The organism is uncultured Neisseria sp. (assembly GCF_951230505.1).
GTDB lineage: Bacteria > Pseudomonadota > Gammaproteobacteria > Burkholderiales > Neisseriaceae > Neisseria.
In genome coordinates this window covers 1-17,179 of record NZ_CATNVN010000022.1, presented here as the reverse complement: position 1 = coordinate 17,179, position 17,179 = coordinate 1, and the positions used below count along the sequence as shown (strand labels likewise).

At 53.5% G+C, this 17,179-nt stretch carries 12 protein-coding genes and 1 pseudogene; 11 read left to right on the top strand and 2 right to left on the bottom strand.

All coding sequences use genetic code 11. The features are described 5' to 3' along the window. The first annotated feature begins 412 nt into the window (after positions 1 to 412). The 9 genes and pseudogenes from accB to katA all read left to right on the top strand — a co-directional run bounded on the left by accB (position 413) and on the right by katA (position 11,548). On the top strand, positions 413 to 874 hold the full coding sequence (gene accB / locus Q1M25_RS02805) for an acetyl-CoA carboxylase biotin carboxyl carrier protein (RefSeq protein ID WP_049333622.1): 462 nt from the start codon (positions 413 to 415) through the stop codon (positions 872 to 874). Between the two features lie 72 nt (positions 875 to 946). Further along, entirely contained in the window at positions 947 to 1,141 is a 195-nt protein-coding gene (locus Q1M25_RS02800; RefSeq protein ID WP_039862547.1) for a YqaE/Pmp3 family membrane protein, read from the top strand. A gap of 28 nt (positions 1,142 to 1,169) precedes the next feature. Beyond that, a complete protein-coding gene (gene accC / locus Q1M25_RS02795; RefSeq protein ID WP_150537155.1) occupies positions 1,170 to 2,531 on the top strand; it encodes an acetyl-CoA carboxylase biotin carboxylase subunit in 1,362 nt (453 codons plus the stop codon). Positions 2,532 to 2,615: 84 nt separating this feature from the next. After that, positions 2,616 to 3,365, top strand: a pseudogene (locus Q1M25_RS02790) (aminotransferase class I/II-fold pyridoxal phosphate-dependent enzyme); the annotation flags it as partial. Between the two features lie 144 nt (positions 3,366 to 3,509). After that, positions 3,510 to 5,732, top strand: a complete 2,223-nt coding sequence (locus Q1M25_RS02785; RefSeq protein ID WP_300481545.1) for a TonB-dependent receptor — start codon at positions 3,510 to 3,512, stop codon at positions 5,730 to 5,732. 215 nt (positions 5,733 to 5,947) lie between these two features. Further along, positions 5,948 to 6,712 carry an ABC transporter ATP-binding protein gene (locus tag Q1M25_RS02780; RefSeq protein ID WP_070829688.1) on the top strand — a complete coding sequence of 255 codons (765 nt, stop codon included), beginning with the start codon at positions 5,948 to 5,950 and terminating at the stop codon, positions 6,710 to 6,712. Positions 6,713 to 6,862: 150 nt separating this feature from the next. After that, positions 6,863 to 7,774 (top strand): ABC transporter substrate-binding protein, encoded by a 912-nt coding sequence (locus Q1M25_RS02775; RefSeq protein ID WP_300481540.1) that lies wholly within the window; start codon positions 6,863 to 6,865, stop codon positions 7,772 to 7,774. Then, positions 7,768 to 9,735, top strand: coding sequence for a Fe(3+)-hydroxamate ABC transporter permease FhuB (gene fhuB, locus Q1M25_RS02770; RefSeq protein ID WP_300481537.1), 1,968 nt, complete (start codon positions 7,768 to 7,770; stop codon positions 9,733 to 9,735). Before Q1M25_RS02775 ends, fhuB begins: the two co-directional genes overlap by 7 nt. A 298-nt stretch (positions 9,736 to 10,033) precedes the next feature. Continuing rightward, on the top strand, positions 10,034 to 11,548 hold the full coding sequence (gene katA, locus Q1M25_RS02765) for a catalase KatA (protein ID WP_300481534.1): 1,515 nt from the start codon (positions 10,034 to 10,036) through the stop codon (positions 11,546 to 11,548). 298 nt (positions 11,549 to 11,846) lie between these two features. Here the strand turns inward: katA and groL are convergent, their stop codons facing one another. After that, positions 11,847 to 13,481 (bottom strand): chaperonin GroEL, encoded by a 1,635-nt coding sequence (gene groL, locus Q1M25_RS02760; RefSeq protein WP_049322649.1) that lies wholly within the window; start codon positions 13,479 to 13,481, stop codon positions 11,847 to 11,849. A 98-nt stretch (positions 13,482 to 13,579) separates the two neighbouring features. Further along, positions 13,580 to 13,867 carry a co-chaperone GroES gene (groES, locus tag Q1M25_RS02755; RefSeq protein WP_004520984.1) on the bottom strand — a complete coding sequence of 96 codons (288 nt, stop codon included), beginning with the start codon at positions 13,865 to 13,867 and terminating at the stop codon, positions 13,580 to 13,582. A gap of 417 nt (positions 13,868 to 14,284) precedes the next feature. On the opposite strand from groES, the gene Q1M25_RS02750 reads away from it, so the two are divergent. Next, a complete protein-coding gene (locus Q1M25_RS02750; protein ID WP_300481527.1) occupies positions 14,285 to 16,300 on the top strand; it encodes a TonB-dependent receptor in 2,016 nt (671 codons plus the stop codon). 115 nt (positions 16,301 to 16,415) lie between these two features. After that, on the top strand, positions 16,416 to 17,179 hold a 764-nt coding region (locus tag Q1M25_RS02745; RefSeq protein ID WP_300481525.1), incomplete at its 3' end, for a siderophore ABC transporter substrate-binding protein.

Sequence of the window (17,179 nt, the reverse complement as noted above, 5' to 3'; positions counted from 1 at the left end):
GGATGCTGGGCAATCAGTTTTTCGGGCAATTCAAAATCAAAATCGGAAATATCCATTGTCGTGCATAATTTAAAAAAAACAGGCGCCATTATACGCGCAAAGTTGGTTTTCAGACGGCATGTTTTGTCGAAAAACCAATAAATTAGAATAAACGCTCTTGAAAAAATCACTTTTTAACGAAAATCAGCGTTCCTTTCTTTTTTCGCCGAAAAACGCCTTTTTTCTATCTTTTACTGGACATTTACCGACAAGTTCGGGAAAATAACCAGATTCATTTCTCAGGCTCCGCCCTGTTCCGACATTATTTAAACGCCGGATGGCAAACCTACCTTCCGACGTCTCAGGAAATCATCTAAAACCACAGCGGCGCATACCCAATATGCACTTTATGCCGCGCTAAAAAGGAAAAGCAATGGATTTGCGTAAATTAAAAAAACTGATTGATTTGGTCGAAGAATCAGGCATTGCAGAAATTGAAGTTACCGAAGGCGAAGAAAAAGTCCGCATTACGCGTACTACTGCCGCCGCAGCGCCTATTTATGCTGCTCCGGCACCTGCCGCAGCCGCTCCGGTTGCCGCCCCTGTTGCTGCTGCTCCGGCCGCAGCCGCTCCGGCTGCCGCCCCTGCCGCTCGCGATTTGTCCAACGCGCAAAAATCGCCTATGGTCGGTACGTTCTACCGCGCCCCTGGCCCGAACGCCGCCGCTTTTGTCGAAGTCGGCCAACAAGTCAAAGCCGGCGATACTTTGTGCATCATCGAAGCCATGAAGCTGATGAACGAAATCGAAGCCGAGAAATCCGGTGTCGTTAAAGAAATTCTGGTTGAAAACGGTACTCCGGTCGAATACGGCGAGCCGCTCTTCATCATTGAATAATCCGTTTTTTTCAGACGGCCTTTATCTTTAAGGCCGTCTGAAATTCCTTTTTCTGTTCATTAAGGACAAACCATGCGTCTGATTTTGGCTATTTTCTTGCCATGGCTTCAGTTTTTCACCATCGGCCGTCCGTTTGCAGGCATCATCTGTCTGATTCTGCAATGTACGCTGGTTGGCTGGATACCGGCAGCCATGTGGTCGGTTTACGCCTTGAGCCAATACAAAACCGACCAGAAAATCCGCAACGCATTAGGCGGCCGACAATAGGCCGTCTGAACCATCCGGAAAGATTATCATGCTGAAAAAAGTATTGATCGCTAACCGGGGCGAAATCGCCCTGCGCGTCCTGCGTGCCTGCCGTGAAATGGGCATCGCCACCGTCGCCGTCCATTCCGAAGCCGACAAAGACAGCCTGCACGTCAAACTCGCCGACGAATCCGTGTGCATCGGCCCTGCCGCATCCGCACAAAGCTACCTCAACATTCCCGCCCTCATCGCAGCTGCCGAAGTAACCGAAGCCGACGGCATCCACCCCGGCTACGGCTTCCTCGCCGAAAACGCCAATTTTGCCGAACAAGTCGAACAATCCGGCTTTGTCTTCATCGGCCCTAAAGCCGACACCATCCGTCTGATGGGCGATAAAGTATCCGCCAAACACGCCATGATCGAAGCCGGAGTGCCTTGCGTTCCCGGCTCTGACGGCGCATTGCCGGACGACGGCGAAGAAATCCTCAAAATCGCCGATAAAGTCGGTTATCCCGTCATTATCAAAGCCTCCGGCGGCGGCGGCGGTCGCGGTATGCGTGTCGTTGAGAAAAAAGAAGACCTCCTCCAGTCTGTCGAAATGACCAAAGCCGAAGCAGGCGCGGCATTCGGCAACCCGATGGTTTACATGGAACGCTATCTGCAACGTCCGCGCCACGTCGAAATCCAAGTGATTGCCGACGAACACGGCAACGCCATCTACCTCGCCGAGCGCGACTGCTCCATGCAGCGCCGCCACCAAAAAGTCATCGAGGAAGCACCGGCCCCGTTCATCACTGAAGAAGAACGCGCCAAAATCGGCAAAGCCTGTGCCGATGCTTGCAAACGCATCGGCTATCGCGGCGCAGGTACGTTTGAATTCCTGTATGAAGACGGCGAATTCTTCTTTATCGAGATGAACACACGCGTTCAGGTTGAGCATCCGGTTACCGAACTCATCACCGGCGTAGACATCGTCCAAGAGCAATTACGCATCGCATCCGGCCTGCCTTTGCAATACAAACAGGAAGACATTCAAGTCGAAGGCCACGCGTTTGAGTGCCGTATCAATGCCGAAGACCCGTACAACTTCATTCCAAGCCCGGGCCTGATTGAAAGCTGCCACTTGCCCGGCGGCTTCGGCATCCGCGTTGACAGCCACATCTACCAAGGCTACCGCATCCCTCCTTACTACGACAGCCTGATCGGCAAAATCTGCGTCGTCGGTAAAGACCGCGACCAAGCCATGGCCAAAATGCGTGTTGCCCTCGATGAGCTGGCGATTACCGGCATCAAAACCAATACGCCGCTGCACCGCGACTTGTTCAGCGATCCGGGTTTCCAAAAAGGCGGCGTCAGCATCCACTACTTGGAACATTGGTTGGAAGAACGCAAAGCCAAACTGGATAAATAATCCCTTGTTTTGACTAAAAAAAAGGCCGTCTGAAACGCAAAATAAAGTTTCAGACGGCCTTTTTTAAGGCGAAGCAGGCTTCTTAAATACCGCGTGGACTTTGACGCGCTGGAAAGCCTGCCCGAACTCAAAGCAGGCAAAATCGGCGCGATTTGCTGTTCGCGTCCGACCAACCCGACCGGCAACATGCTGACCGACGGCGAAATGGCGCAGCTGGACGCTTTGGTGCAAGAACACGGCATTCCGCTGATTATCAACAACGCCTACGGAATGCCGTTCCCCAACATCATTTACAGCGACGTTACGCTGAATTGGCACGAAAACATCAATCCTCTGCTTCAGCCTTTCCAAAGTCGGCTTACCGGGCGTTCGCACCGGCATCATCGTCGCCGCGCCCGAAGTCGTCAAAGCCGTCAGCAGTCTGAACGCGATTGTGAACCTGTCGCCTACCCGCTTCGGCGCAGCCATTGCAACGCCGCTGTTGCGGGACAGTCGTCTGAAACAGCTTTCAGACGACGTCATCCGGCCGTTTTACCGCAATCAGGCACAAACTGCCGTCTCGCTGCTCAAGCGCGAGCTGGACGCATATCCGTTGAAAATCCACAAGCCCGAAGGCGCGATTTTCCTGTGGCTCTGGTTTGAAAACCTGCCCGTTTCATCGCAAACTCTGTACGAAATGCTCAAAGCCGAAGGCACGCTGATTATTCCGGGCGAACAGACTACCCGCACGCCCGCGAGTGCATACGCATGAGCATCGCGCAGGACGCGGAAACGCTGGAAAAAGGCATCGCCGCCATCGGCAAGGTGGTGCGCGGTTTGTACGATGCGGTGTAAACGGTAAAGTTGATAGCCATTCAGTCAAAAGGTCGTCTGAAAACAATTTCAGACGACCTTTTGTCATTTATTTATTTTTTTTGAAATGAAATTAATTTTCTTTTAAAATTAACCGTTACGATCGACTTTTGAAAGAAAATACAAATGACTAAGCCCGCTTCCAGACTCAGCATCCTCAGCCTCTCCCTTCTTGCCGTTTCGGCGGCATTTGCCTCAGATGAACCCCAAGACCGAGAAATCGCCGAACTCGAAACCATCACTGTAACCGCCAGCGCGGACGCATCCAAGGGCGGTTTGATTCCTGCATTTAAAGGCGGACAGGTGGCGCGCGGCAGCCGCGTGGGTATTTTGGGCAATAAAAAAAATCTAGAATCGCCGTTCTCCAATACTGCTTACACCAATAGGCTGATTCAGGACAAACATGCGCGCAGCGTCGGCGACGTACTGCAAAACGACCCGACCGTTCGCGTTGCGCGTGGTTACGGCAATTTTCAGGAAGCGTATTTCATACGCGGCTTTGCCGCCGAATCGGACGATACCATGTACAACGGCCTTTACGGCATCCTGCCGCGCCAATACATCGCCACCGAGCTTTTCGAACGCGTGGAAGTCCAGCGCGGTGCATCAGCCTTCTTAAACGGCATGGCGCCGGGCGGCAACAATATCGGCGGCACGGTATCCGTATTACCCAAACGCGCGTCCAATGAAGGATTGAATCGGCTGACTGCCAATTACGGCGCGGGAAAACGCGGTGGTTTGGCGGCGGACGTGGCGCGCCGTTTCGGACAAAATCAGGAATTCGGCGTGCGCGTCAATGCGGCGCACCATAACGGCAAAACCACAATAGACGACGAAAAGTCCAAACTCAGCCTGGTCAATGTCGGCCTAGACTGGCGCAATGAAAATGCCCGCCTGTCCGCCGATTTGGGCTGGCAGGACAACAAGCTCAAAGCCACGCGTACCAATGTTACCCTGTCAGGCCTGACCGCCGTGCCGGCCACGCCTGATGCCTCGTCCAACTGGGCGCAGCCGTGGACGTATTCCAACGAGCGCGACTGGTTCGGCACAATGCGCGGCGAATACGATTTCAACGACAACCTGACTGCCTACGCCGCCTATGGCTTCCGCCGCAGCAAGGAAAACAATTCTCTGGCAAACCTGACTGTCGGCAATGTCAACGGCGACGGATCGATTTACCGCTTCGACAACGCGCGTAAGGATAAAATCGACACGGGCGAAATCGGTTTGCGCGGCAAATTCAATACGGGCGCGGTAGAGCACGAATGGACCGCCGCCGCCAACCGGTTCCAATCCTCGCGCAAAAACGCTTACATCATGGATTGGGGCAACCAATATACAACCAACCTCTACAACCCGTCCCGCTATCCGCAACCCGCAGCCGCCAACCCGCTGTATTCGGGCAACGACATGGGCAATCCTGCTGTTACCGGCAAAACACGCCTGACCAGCTTCGCCTTGGGTGACACCTTCAGCCTTTGGGACAAACGCCTGCAATTCATGCTCGGTGCGCGCTGGCAGCAGGTGCATAACAAGGCTTACGCCTATAATACAGGCGCGCAAACCGAAAATTACAAAAAATCGCGCCTCAGTCCCGCCGCCGGCGCGGTGTACCGCATCACGCCGAATTGGTCGGTGTACGGCAACTACATCGAAAGCCTGGGACAAGGCGCGACTGCAGGCTCGACTGCCTCCATCAACGGCCGGGTCTACGCCGTCAGCAATACCGGCGAATCGCTCAAACCCTATGTTTCCAAACAAAAAGAAATCGGCACGAAATTTGAAGCCAACGGCTTCGGCGCGGGATTGGCCCTGTTCCACACCGACAAACCGCGTTCGCTTTACGTTGCCGAAAGCAACAACACCGCCCGCTTCACCTCCGAAGGCAAAGACCGCCACCGGGGCGCGGAAATCACCGTTTACGGGGAAGTCGCACAAGGTGTGAGGCTCTTGGGCGGCATTACCCTGCTCGATGCCAAGCAGAAATCTACCGGCTCATCTTTAACTGACGGCAAACGCACCATCGGCGCGGCTAAAACCCAAGCCAACATTGGCTTGGAATGGGAAGTGCCGAAAGTGCAAGGTTTAGCATTTGACGGACGCATGGTTTACACCGGTTCTTCCTACGCCGATGCGGCCAATACGCTTAAAGTCGGCGGCTGGACGCGCTTCGACATCGGCGCGCGCTACCACACCCAAATCGGCAGGCACGAAGCCACCTTCCGCGCCCGCCTCGATAATGTTGCCAACAAGAAATACTGGGCATCCGTCGGTGGATACCCTAACAGCGGCTACCTGAACGCCGGCGCACCGCGCAGCTTCACCCTGTCGGCTTCGGTCGATTTTTAAGGGACGAGCGGCAAACGGCCTCCAACGGTCCAAAGGTCGTCTGAAACGTTTTCAGACGACCTTGGAGCCTGGGGCGTCCGACTTTGCCCTACGCTTTCGGACAACCGCCGTAAAACTCCGCCTTTGCGGCATTGGCACCGACAACGGGCAATGGATTTTGCTGCGCCGCCGCTTTCTCCGAATAACGTCAAACCCACTAAAAGGTCGTCTGAAACGTGTTCCAAATCCAAAACGCCACCTTCGCCATACCCGGCCGCTCGCTGTTGCACGACATCAGCGTCAACTTTTCCCCTAACCGCGTGTACGGCCTCATCGGTCATAACGGCTCGGGCAAGTCCACGCTGTTGAAACTGCTCACCCGCCAGTATGAACCCGCAGGCGGCAGGATATTGCTGAACGACAAAGAAATACGCGCCTATTCCGCCCGCGCATACGCCAAAGAAGTCGCCTATCTTCCGCAGCAACTGCCCGCCGCTACCGCGCTGACCGCGCGCGAGCTGGTTATGATGGGGCGTTATGCCTGGAGCGGGCTTTTAGGGCGCACGAACGATGCGGACAGACAGGCGGTGGAACAGGCGTTGCGGCTGACGCATACGGAAAAATTTGCCGATCAAATCGTCGATACACTGTCGGGCGGCGAACGTTCGCGCGTCTGGCTGGCGATGTGCCTGGCGCAGCAAAGCCGCTTTTTGCTGCTGGACGAACCGCTTGCCGCTTTGGACATCGCCCACCAAATCGACGTGATGACACTGGTGCGCAAGCTGTCTCGCAATTTGGGTTTGGGCGTCATCATCGTCATCCACGACATTAATCTGGCAGCGCAGTATTGCGATGAACTGGTCGCGCTCAAACAGGGACGGCTATTAAAAACGGGCAAACCCGCCGACATTATGACCGCAGAAGTGTTGAAAGACATTTACAGCGTCGATATGAACATCATAGCCCATCCTGAAAACGGCTGCCCCGTGGCATTGCCTTGACGCAGGCAAACCGTCCCGCCGTATAAGTTCCGACCATAAAATCCGCCGCCCGAATCCAAACCGGATGACATCACAGACCATTGTGGAATACCTGTATCCGATATGTTTCAGACGACCCTTTATTCAAAAACCGAAAGACCTTCCAAGCTCATGTCCCACCGCTTTTCAGACGACATTCCCCGCCTTGCCGCACGGCTGTTTTTTACCGCTGCCCTCCTGTTTTCCCTGCCTGCACCCGCCGCACCGCGCGTGGCGACTTCGGACTGGACGGTCGCCGAAACACTGACGGCGATGGGGCATCCGCCCGTCAGCGTTGCCGACCGCCGCGTGTACGATACCTGGGTGAACCATCCGCCGCTGCCCGCTGCCGTCAAGGAAGCGGGGCTGCGCTTCCAGCCGAATTTGGAGCGGCTGTATCAGATAAAGCCTAATTTTTTCGTGCAATCTTCCTGGTATGCCGCCGCCAAGTCCCAGTTTGAAAAAATCGCCCCGGTACGCGAAGTGGATTTCGGCGCGGCAAAAGGCATCGAATATGCCCACACGGTCGAAGCCACACGCAGGCTGGGTAAAATTATCGGCGACCCTGCCGCTGCCGAAAAGCTGATTGCCGGTACGGAAAACCTGTTTGCCCGCGCCAAACCCGCGCTTTCGGCACATCGCGGCCGCCCGTTTGCGGTGGTGCAGTTTGTCGACGGGCGGCATTTGCGGATTTACGGCAAGACTTCGCTGTTTCAGGCCGTGTTCGACAAATTGGGGCTGAACAATGCCTGGACGGGCAAAAGCAACGAATGGGGTTTCGAAAACATCACGCTTTTAGATTTGGCAAAGCTGCCGCCGGACACGCTGCTAATCATCGTCAAACCGCATCCTCAAAATACACGTGCAACGCTCGAAAAAAGCGCGCTTTGGCAACGCCTGCCGTTCTGCCGCCCTGCAAACCGCCGCATCTTCGAGCCGTCGTGGAGCTACGGCGCACTGCCGTCCATGCAGCGTTTCACTTTGCAACTGATGCGTTCGATGTCGTCTGAAAACCCGTCCGCACAAAAGGAAGCCGCATGGTAAAGATTTTCAGACGACCCCTGCCTATCCTTGCCGCCGCGTTGGCAATATCGTGCGCGCTGACGGCGTTTTGGATATTGAAGCTGGAATGGACGCTGCCGTGGCTGCGGCTGTTTGACCATCCCGACAGCCTGCCTTTGGATGCACTGATGGTGCAGAACAACACCCTGCCCCGCATGGCGATGGCGCTGCTCGCGGGCGGCAGTACGGCGACGGCGACCATGCTGATGCAGCAGTTGATGCGCAATCCGCTCGCATCCGACAGTACACTGGCAGTCAGCAGCGGCGCGCAGGCGGCTTTGGTGGCGGCGACCGTGTTCGCCCCTTCCTTCCTTGCCTACGGCACGTCCGCCGTGGCATTTGCCGGCGCAGCGGCGGCTTTGGGCGCGGTATTGCGGCTATCGGCACGGCGCGCCCTGCAACCGCTCAGCGTCGTGCTGGCGGGTTTGGTGGTCAGCCTGTATCTGGGTTCCCTCACCGGTATCGTGATGCTGTTTTTCAGCGAAGAGACGCGCGGCGTGATGCAGTGGGGCAGCGGCTCCCTGGTGCAGGACAGTTGGCGCGATACGTTGGGGCTTTTGTGGCGGATTGCTGTTGCCGCCATACTTACCGCCTTTTTAATCAAACCGTTAAACATCATGAGCCTGGGCGACACGCAGGCGGAATCGGCAGGCATACCGGTGAAGAAAATCCGTCTGCTGTCTTTGGCGGTTGCTGCATTTTTGAGTGCGGGCGTGGTCGGCTTTGTCGGCATGATGGGCTTTGTCGGATTGGCGGCGGCGACGCTGGTGCGGCAAATGGGCGTACGCACGCTGTCCATGCGCCTGATTTGCTCCTTCATCGTCGGCGCACTGCTTTTGATGCTGACGGACAACGGCCTGATGCTGCTGAAACACTACCGCGGCACCGATCTGCCCGCCGGCGCTGTAACTGCCCTCGTCGGCGCGCCGCTTTTGTTGTGGCTGACGGCGAAAGCACCTCCGCGTCCTTCGTTTCAGACGACCTCCGATATTTCAACCGCCGCGCCGCACGTCCCGCGCCTCTTGCGTTTTCTGCTGCTTATCGCCGTCGCCGTATCGGTATTGGCGTTTACGATCGGACGCTATGACGAAACCCTGCGCCTGACCATAGACCCGGAATATTTCGTATTCCGCTACCCGCGCGTGCTGCTCGCCGCCGCCACCGGCACCATGCTCGCGTTGACCGGCGTCATACTGCAAAGGCTGACGCAAAACCCGATGGCGGGACCCGAACTCTTGGGCATCAGCTCTGGAACTGCATTCGGCGCGATGTCGGTAGTGATGCTGTTCGGCATTACCTCGGGCAGCGGCTGGTTTTGGCTGACAGGTATCGTTTCCGCTCTCGTATCCTTGGGGCTGTTGATGCTGTTCAACCGCAAAAACGGATTTACTCCCGAAAAAATCCTGCTTACCGGCATGGCGCTGGCCGCACTCGCCGATGCCGCCATCCGCATTTGGATGGCAACCGGCGATTTCCGCGTACAACTGCTTTTATTGTGGATGTCAGGTTCGACCTATCAGGCAACGCCCGAATCCGCCCTTACCGTCAGCCTCCTCGCCGCCGCCTCGCTCCTCCTCATCCTCACGCTGCAACGCTGGCTCGGACTGCTCAGCCTGAACGCAACAATCGCCCGCTCCGTCGGCATCAACGTCCCCCTCGCACGGCTGGTGCTGATCGTCTCAAGCGCAGCGTTAACCGCCTTATCCACACTGCTTATCGGCCCCTTGAGCTTCGTCGGACTGCTTGCGCCGCATCTGGCTCGTATGCTCGGCGCACGCCTGCCCAAACAGCAACTTGCCGCCGCCGCACTCATCGGCGCATCGGTTATGATGACGGCCGACTGGCTGGGCAGGCAGGTAATGTTCCCTTACGAAGTCCCCGCCGGAATGATGGCCACGCTCATAGGCGGCGCATATTTCATGATGATGATGCGCAAGCTTTAATGCGAACGGAGATACAAAAAGGTCGTCTGAAAACAGTTTCAGACAACCTTTTTGTTTAACATGTTTATTCGATAATAAAAATCTAACAAAAATAAAATCTCAATTAATAATAACAATATTAAATTGAAGTCATAGTTCCAATAGTCAAAGCCTTTCTGTATAGTTCTTTTTATAGTTTAAATAAAAGGAAAAACAAATGTCGATACAAGAAATTTATGAATACCAAGAAACCGGCTACGAATATGCTTTTCGGCAAATCGTTTTATAAATCACTGACCATTTTGCAAAGGAAATCATCATGACCGTCTCTAAATGCCCTGTTACCCACCTGACCATGAACAACGGCGCGCCCGTTGCCGACAATCAAAACAGCCTGACCGCCGGTCCACGCGGTCCTCTGCTGGCGCAGGACTTATGGCTGAATGAAAAACTCGCCGACTTCGTGCGCGAAGTTATCCCCGAACGCCGTATGCATGCCAAAGGTTCGGGCGCGTTCGGTACGTTTACCGTGACACACGACATCACAAAATACACCCGCGCCAAAATCTTCAGCGAAGTCGGCAAGCAAACCGAGATGTTCGCCCGTTTCACCACCGTGGCAGGCGAACGCGGCGCAGCCGATGCAGAACGCGACATCCGCGGCTTTGCGCTGAAGTTCTATACCGAAGAAGGCAACTGGGATATGGTCGGCAACAACACGCCCGTGTTCTTCCTGCGCGACCCGCGCAAATTCCCCGACCTGAACAAGGCGGTTAAACGCGACCCGCGCACCAATATGCGCTCTGCTACGAACAACTGGGACTTCTGGACGCTGTTGCCCGAAGCCCTGCACCAAGTTACCATCGTCATGAGCGACCGCGGCATCCCCGCCAGCTACCGCCATATGCACGGCTTCGGTTCGCATACTTACAGCTTCTGGAACAAAGCGGGCGAACGTTTCTGGGTGAAATTCCACTTCCGTAGCCAGCAAGGTATTAAAAACCTGACCAACGAAGAAGCCGCAAAAATCATTGCCGACGACCGCGAAAGCCATCAACGCGACCTGTACGAAGCCATCGAGCGCGGCGAGTTTCCGAAATGGACGATGTACATCCAAGTCATGCCTGAAGCAGACGCGGAAAAAGTGCCGTATCATCCGTTTGATTTGACCAAAGTTTGGCCGAAAAAAGACTATCCGCTGATTGAAGTGGGCGAATTCGAGTTGAACCGCAATCCCGAAAACTTCTTTGCCGATGTGGAACAATCCGCCTTCGCACCGAGTAACCTGGTTCCAGGTATCGGCGCCAGCCCCGACAAAATGCTGCAAGCCCGTTTGTTCAATTACGCCGACGCGCAGCGCTACCGCTTGGGCGTAAACTTCCGCCAAATTCCCGTCAACCGCCCGCGTTGCCCTGTTCACAGCAACCAACGTGACGGACAAGGCCGCGCCGACGGCAACTATGGCAGTCTGCCGCACTACGAACCCAATAGCTTCGGCCAATGGCAGCAACAGCCCGACTTTGCCGAACCGCCCTTGAAAATCAACGGCGACGCGGCGCACTGGGACTACCGCCAAGACGATGACGACTATTTCAGCCAACCGCGCGCCTTGTTTAACCTGATGAACGACGCGCAGAAACAGGCTTTGTTTAACAACACCGCCGCGGCCATGGGCGATGCGCCTGACTTCATCAAATACCGCCATATCCGCAACTGCTACCGTTGCGATCCGGCATACGGCGAAGGCGTAGCCAAAGCCCTTGGACTGACTGTCGAAGATGCCCAAGCGGCACGAGCTAACGACCCGGCTTTAGGTCAACCTGGTTTACTGTAAGGAGGCATTATGTGGATAGAAATTGAAGAAATCTTGTCTCAAGCTGTCCGATACAGCCGTTCGAGCAAAAAGTAACGGTTTAGATCATTAAGAAGGCCGTCTGAAACACAAAATCAAGTTTCAGACGGCTTTTTTTGATGATGAAGTTTATTTGATTGCTTCTGATTCAATGGAACTGGCTAGCCTTATTTCTCTACAACTACCCTGGCACCATCTCACGCTTCCCACTGGCAAATAAAAAACCGCACGGCTGCTTGCCGTGCGGTTTTGCTTTTTTGTCTGAAGGTTTCAGACGGCCTTACATCATGCCGCCCATACCACCCATGCCGCCCATATCAGGCATAGCAGGTTTTTCTTCAGGGATTTCAGCGATCATGCAGTCTGTGGTCAGCATCAGGCCGGCGATAGATGCAGCGTGTTGCAGCGCAGAACGGGTTACTTTGGCAGGGTCGAGTACGCCCATTTCGATCATGTCGCCGTATTCGCCGGAACCTGCGTTGTAACCATAGTTGCCTTTGCCTTCCAATACTTTGTTCACAACCACGCTAGGTTCGCCGCCTGCGTTGGCAACGATTTGGCGCAGAGGAGACTCAACGGCGCGCAATACGATTTGTACGCCTGCGTCTTGGTCGGCATTGCCGGTGTGCAGGTTTTCCAAAGCGGCACGGGCGCGCAACAAGGCTACGCCGCCGCCTGCAACCACGCCTTCTTCAACGGCTGCGCGGGTAGCGTGCAGCGCGTCTTCCACGCGGTCTTTTTTCTCTTTCATTTCCACTTCGGTAGCGGCACCGACTTTGATCACTGCCACACCGCCGGCCAATTTAGCCACGCGCTCTTGCAGTTTTTCTTTGTCGTATTCGCTGGTTGCGGTTTCGATTTGTTGGCGGATTTCAGCAACACGCGCTTCGATTTGGGCTGCGTCGCCGAAGCCGTCGATGATGGTGGTGTTTTCTTTACCGATTTCGATGCGTTTGGCTTGACCCAAGTCATCCAAAGTTGCTTTTTCCAGAGACAGGCCGACTTCTTCGGAAATCACCACGCCGCCGGTCAGGATGGCGATGTCTTGCAACATGGCTTTGCGGCGGTCGCCGAAGCCAGGGGCTTTAACGGCAACGGTTTTCAGAATACCGCGGATGTTGTTCACCACCAAAGTTGCCAAGGCTTCGCCTTCTACGTCTTCAGCGATAATTAAGAGCGGACGGCTGGCTTTGGCCACTTGTTCCAAAACAGGCAACAGGTCGCGGATATTGCTGATTTTTTTGTCGAACAACAATACAAACGGATTGTCCAAAGCAGCGATTTGTTTTTCAGCGTCGTTGATGAAGTAAGGAGACAGGTAGCCGCGGTCGAATTGCATACCTTCAACCACATCCAGCTCGTTTTCCAAAGATTTGCCGTCTTCAACGGTAATCACGCCTTCTTTACCGACTTTTTCCATCGCTTCGGCGATAATCGCGCCGACTTGTTCGTCAGAGTTGGCGGAAATAGAGCCGACTTGGGCGATTTCTTTAGAAGTATCGCAAGGTTTGGCGATGTTTTTCAGCTCGTCAACCAAAGCGGCAACGGCTTTGTCGATACCGCGTTTCAGGTCGGTCGGGTTCATGCCGGCGGTCACGTATTTCATGCCTTCGGCAACGATGGATTGCGCCAATACGGTTGCAGTAGTGGTACCGTCGCCGGCTACGTCGTTGGTTTTGGACGCAACTTCTTTCACCATTTGCGCGCCCATGTTTTCGAATTTGTCTTTCAATTCGATTTCTTTTGCAACAGACACACCGTCTTTAGTGATGTGCGGGCCGCCGAAAGCGCGGTCGAGTACCACGTTGCGGCCTTTAGGGCCCAAAGTTACGCGTACGGCGTTTGCCAATACATTGACGCCGTTTACCATTTTTTGGCGAACTTCATTGCCGAATTGTACGTCTTTTGCTGCCATTTAAATTCTCCAAATCAATATTAAAAATCTGTTTGAGGCTGTCTGAAAACTTCATGTTTGATTCAGACGGCCTTTGGTTCTGAAACTTAATTCAACAATTATTCAACGATACCGAAGATGTCTTCTTCACGCATTACCAACAGCTCTTCGCCGTCGGCTTTTACAGTTTGGCCGCTGTATTTGCCGAAGATCACTTTGTCGCCGACTTTGACATCCAGCGGACGGCGCGCGCCGTCTTTACCGATTTTGCCCGCACCCACGGCGACTACTTCGCCCATGTCGGGTTTTTCAGCAGCCGCACCCGGCAAAACGATGCCGGAGGCGGTTTTTTCTTCAGCTTCTAAGCGTTTGACGACTACACGGTCGTGTAAAGGGCGGATGGTCATGTCTTAATGCTCCGATAAATAAATAGATTGAAAACAATTGTCTGTCGGACATGACAGACACGGTTTGCTTGGAAATAGCGACACGCTTATAGAAAGCCTGCCGTAATGGCGGGTAGATTTGGGTTGTTTGCGACAAATTCAAGGGAAAAAGTAAAAATTTCTATGCAGTCTTTCCAAATATTTTCATACGCAAAAATGCCCGATCACATATTTTTCAGACGGCCTGATATACCAACTGCAAAGTTCGTTTAAAAACAACCCACTTCCTTAACAAATTCAATACAACTCTTTACAACTGTTTCTTTTATATGCATTATTATAAATGATGATTATTCTTAATTGCATATTTTTAAAGATAATTTCTCTTTATTTGCTTTTATTTTTTTATTACTGTCATTTTATTAAGGACATTTCTCAATGAATACGCCCCTGTTCCGACTGAGCCTGCTGTCACTGACACTGGCAGCCGGTCTTGCACACGCAGAAAATGAAGCCAAAGACAACGTTGTGCTTGATACCGTTACCGTCAAAGGTCAGGCCACAAGCGCCACACATCGCGTAACGACAAAACGTATGGAAGAAACGACTTCCACTGATTTAAAAGACGTATTGTTCAACGAACCCTCTATCAGTTTCGGCGGCGGCAACGGTCAGTCGCAGTGGGTAACCATCCGCGGTATGGGACAAGACCAAATAGACTATAAAGTTGACGATACTTACACCGACAGCCAGATTTTCCACCACAACGGCCGCTTTATGCTTGACCCCGCATTGGTAAAAGTCGTTGCCGTGCAAAAAGGTACGGGTTCGGCCTCCGCAGGTATCGGTGCAACCAGCGGCGCGATTGTTGCCGAAACTGTTGAAGCCAAAGATTTGCTGAGGGAAGGTCAAAACGTCGGTTTCAAAGTCAATGCCGGTATCAGCAGCAATAAAGGCTATTCACGCGGCGCAAGCGTTTATGGTCAGGCAGGCGGTTTTGACGCTTTGGTTTCAGGCAATTTCGTACGCGACAAAGAATACACGGCAGGCAAAGGCTACCGTAATCTGCTCGGAAGCGATAAGGTTTTAAACAGTGGATTGGGTTCACGCGGTTTGCTGGGCAAAATCGGCTATCGTTTCAACGAGGACAACCGTATTGAATTAAGCCACCGCCAAGAGAAGCAATATGGGGAACGCGCCCTGCGCGAAGAGTTCGATTTCTCGCAAGTATTCCAAACCGACCGCCGTACGGGTCAATACGTTTTGGATGCCAACGGCAACCGTATTCCGAATGTCGCCACCAACTCGCCGCGTTACCGCACACTGACCCAAGACACCACCAACTTGGAATTCAAAGGCGGAAACTTGGGCTTTATTGACAAAATCAAAGCCAATGTTTACCGTTTGAATACCAAACGTGATGAAGTCCCCAGTCCAGATTATGAATTGGACGGCGAAGTACGGACATACGGAGCCAACCTCAATCTCGACAGCCGTCTATTTGATCGCCATACCTTGAAATACGGAGTAAACTGGCGCACTCAAAAAAGCAGCTCAAAAGGAGAAAACAGCGAGAAGAAAAGCGATGCCGGCGTATATCTAGAAGGCATTTGGGATTTCTCACCGGTTACACTGACCACAGGTTTGCGCTATGACCGTTGGAAAATGAAAACCAGCAGTAATACAGAAAATTCAGACGGCAACCTCAATCCAAGCATCGGGTTGGTTTATGACATTACCCCTGATTTTTCCATCAACACCAGCCTGAACTATGCAACCCGCAGCCCCCGCCTGTACGAAGCAGCTTTAGCAAACAACAGGCCGATTATTTCATCACCTGACTTGAAAGCAGAACGCTCGCGAAATGCAGAAATTGGCTTTAACTACCACTGGAATTCTGCCCTGACGCTCTCCGGCAGCTATTTCCATCAGCAAATCAAAGATGTACAGGCCATCCGTCAAGAAGGACGAAACAACGTCTGGTATAACGGCGGCAAGCTGAAAAACACAGGTTACGAACTGAACGCCGCCTACCGCTGGAAAGGTCTGACCGCACGTGCAGGCGTAGCCTACAGCAAACCGAAGCTGAACGGCGATACCGCCGACAAAGTAACGACCGCCATCCCGATGGGACGTACATGGACAACAGGTCTGTCGTACCAATTCGACAATCCGAATCTGGAAATCGGCTGGCGCGGACGTTATGTCCAAAATGCAGGCTACGCCCCAACCTCGCGCGGCTCTGATGTGGCTCTGAATGTTGTCCGTGCAGGCTACGGCGTCAACGATATCTTCGCCAACTGGAAACCGACAGGCAAAGACGACTTGAACGTCAACTTCTCCGTCAACAATGTCTTTGATAAAAACTACAAGCCGCACAGCCAGCGCGCAGGTGCCAATTCCCTGCCTGAACCAGGCCGCGATGTCCGCCTAAGCGTGAACTACCGCTTCTAAGCAATCAGCTTGAGAAAGCCGTCTGAAAACAAAAGTTTTCAGACGGCATCTAGCTTTATAATCCGATACAAGTTATCATTTCTATTTACTTTATTTCCGACCACGGAGAAACCCTATGTTACGTTTGACCGCTTTAGCCGTATGCTGCACCCTTGCTTTGGGTGCGTGTTCACCGAAAGATTCTGCGTCCAACCAAGCCCAAACTGCTTCCGCTTCTGCCGCCCAAACCGAAGGTGCAAGCCTGACGGTGAAAACCGCGCGCGGTGAGGCAAAAGTGCCGCAAAATCCGGAACGTATCGCCGTTTACGATTTGGGCATGCTCGATACTTTAAACAAACTGGGCGTGAAAACCGGTTTGTCCATCGACAAAAACCGCCTGCCCTACTTGGACGAATATTTCAAAACGACCAAACCTGCCGGCACGCTGTTTGAGCCTGACTACGAAGCCTTAAACGCTTACAAACCGCAGCTCATTATCATCGGCAGCCGTGCAGCCAAAGCGTTTGATAAGTTGAACGAGATCGCGCCGACCATCGAAATGACCGCCGAAACCGCCAATCTGAAAGAAAGTTCCAAAGAGCGCATCGACGCGCTGGCGCAAATCTTCGGCAAACAGGCTGAAGCGGACAAGCTGAAAGCGGAAATCGATGCTTCGTTTGATGCGGCGAAAACTGCTGCGCAAGGCAAGGGCAAGGGTTTGGTGGTATTGGTCAACGGCGGTAAGATGTCGGCTTTCGGCCCTTCCTCACGTTTGGGCGGTTGGTTGCATAAAGACATCGGCGTTCCCGCTGTTGATGAATCGATTAAAGAAGGCAGCCACGGCCAGCCTATCAGCTTTGAATACCTGAAAGAGAAAAACCCTGATTGGCTGTTTGTTTT

Coding starts and splice junctions, on each gene's coding strand:
- accB (WP_049333622.1), top strand. CDS start 413: ATGGATTTGCGTAAATTAAAAAAACTGATTGATTTGGTCGAAGAATCA.
- Q1M25_RS02800 (WP_039862547.1), top strand. CDS start 947: ATGCGTCTGATTTTGGCTATTTTCTTGCCATGGCTTCAGTTTTTCACC.
- accC (WP_150537155.1), top strand. CDS start 1,170: ATGCTGAAAAAAGTATTGATCGCTAACCGGGGCGAAATCGCCCTGCGC.
- Q1M25_RS02785 (WP_300481545.1), top strand. CDS start 3,510: ATGACTAAGCCCGCTTCCAGACTCAGCATCCTCAGCCTCTCCCTTCTT.
- Q1M25_RS02775 (WP_300481540.1), top strand. CDS start 6,863: ATGTCCCACCGCTTTTCAGACGACATTCCCCGCCTTGCCGCACGGCTG.
- fhuB (WP_300481537.1), top strand. CDS start 7,768: ATGGTAAAGATTTTCAGACGACCCCTGCCTATCCTTGCCGCCGCGTTG.
- katA (WP_300481534.1), top strand. CDS start 10,034: ATGACCGTCTCTAAATGCCCTGTTACCCACCTGACCATGAACAACGGC.
- groL (WP_049322649.1), bottom strand. CDS start 13,481: ATGGCAGCAAAAGACGTACAATTCGGCAATGAAGTTCGCCAAAAAATG.
- groES (WP_004520984.1), bottom strand. CDS start 13,867: ATGACCATCCGCCCTTTACACGACCGTGTAGTCGTCAAACGCTTAGAA.
- Q1M25_RS02750 (WP_300481527.1), top strand. CDS start 14,285: ATGAATACGCCCCTGTTCCGACTGAGCCTGCTGTCACTGACACTGGCA.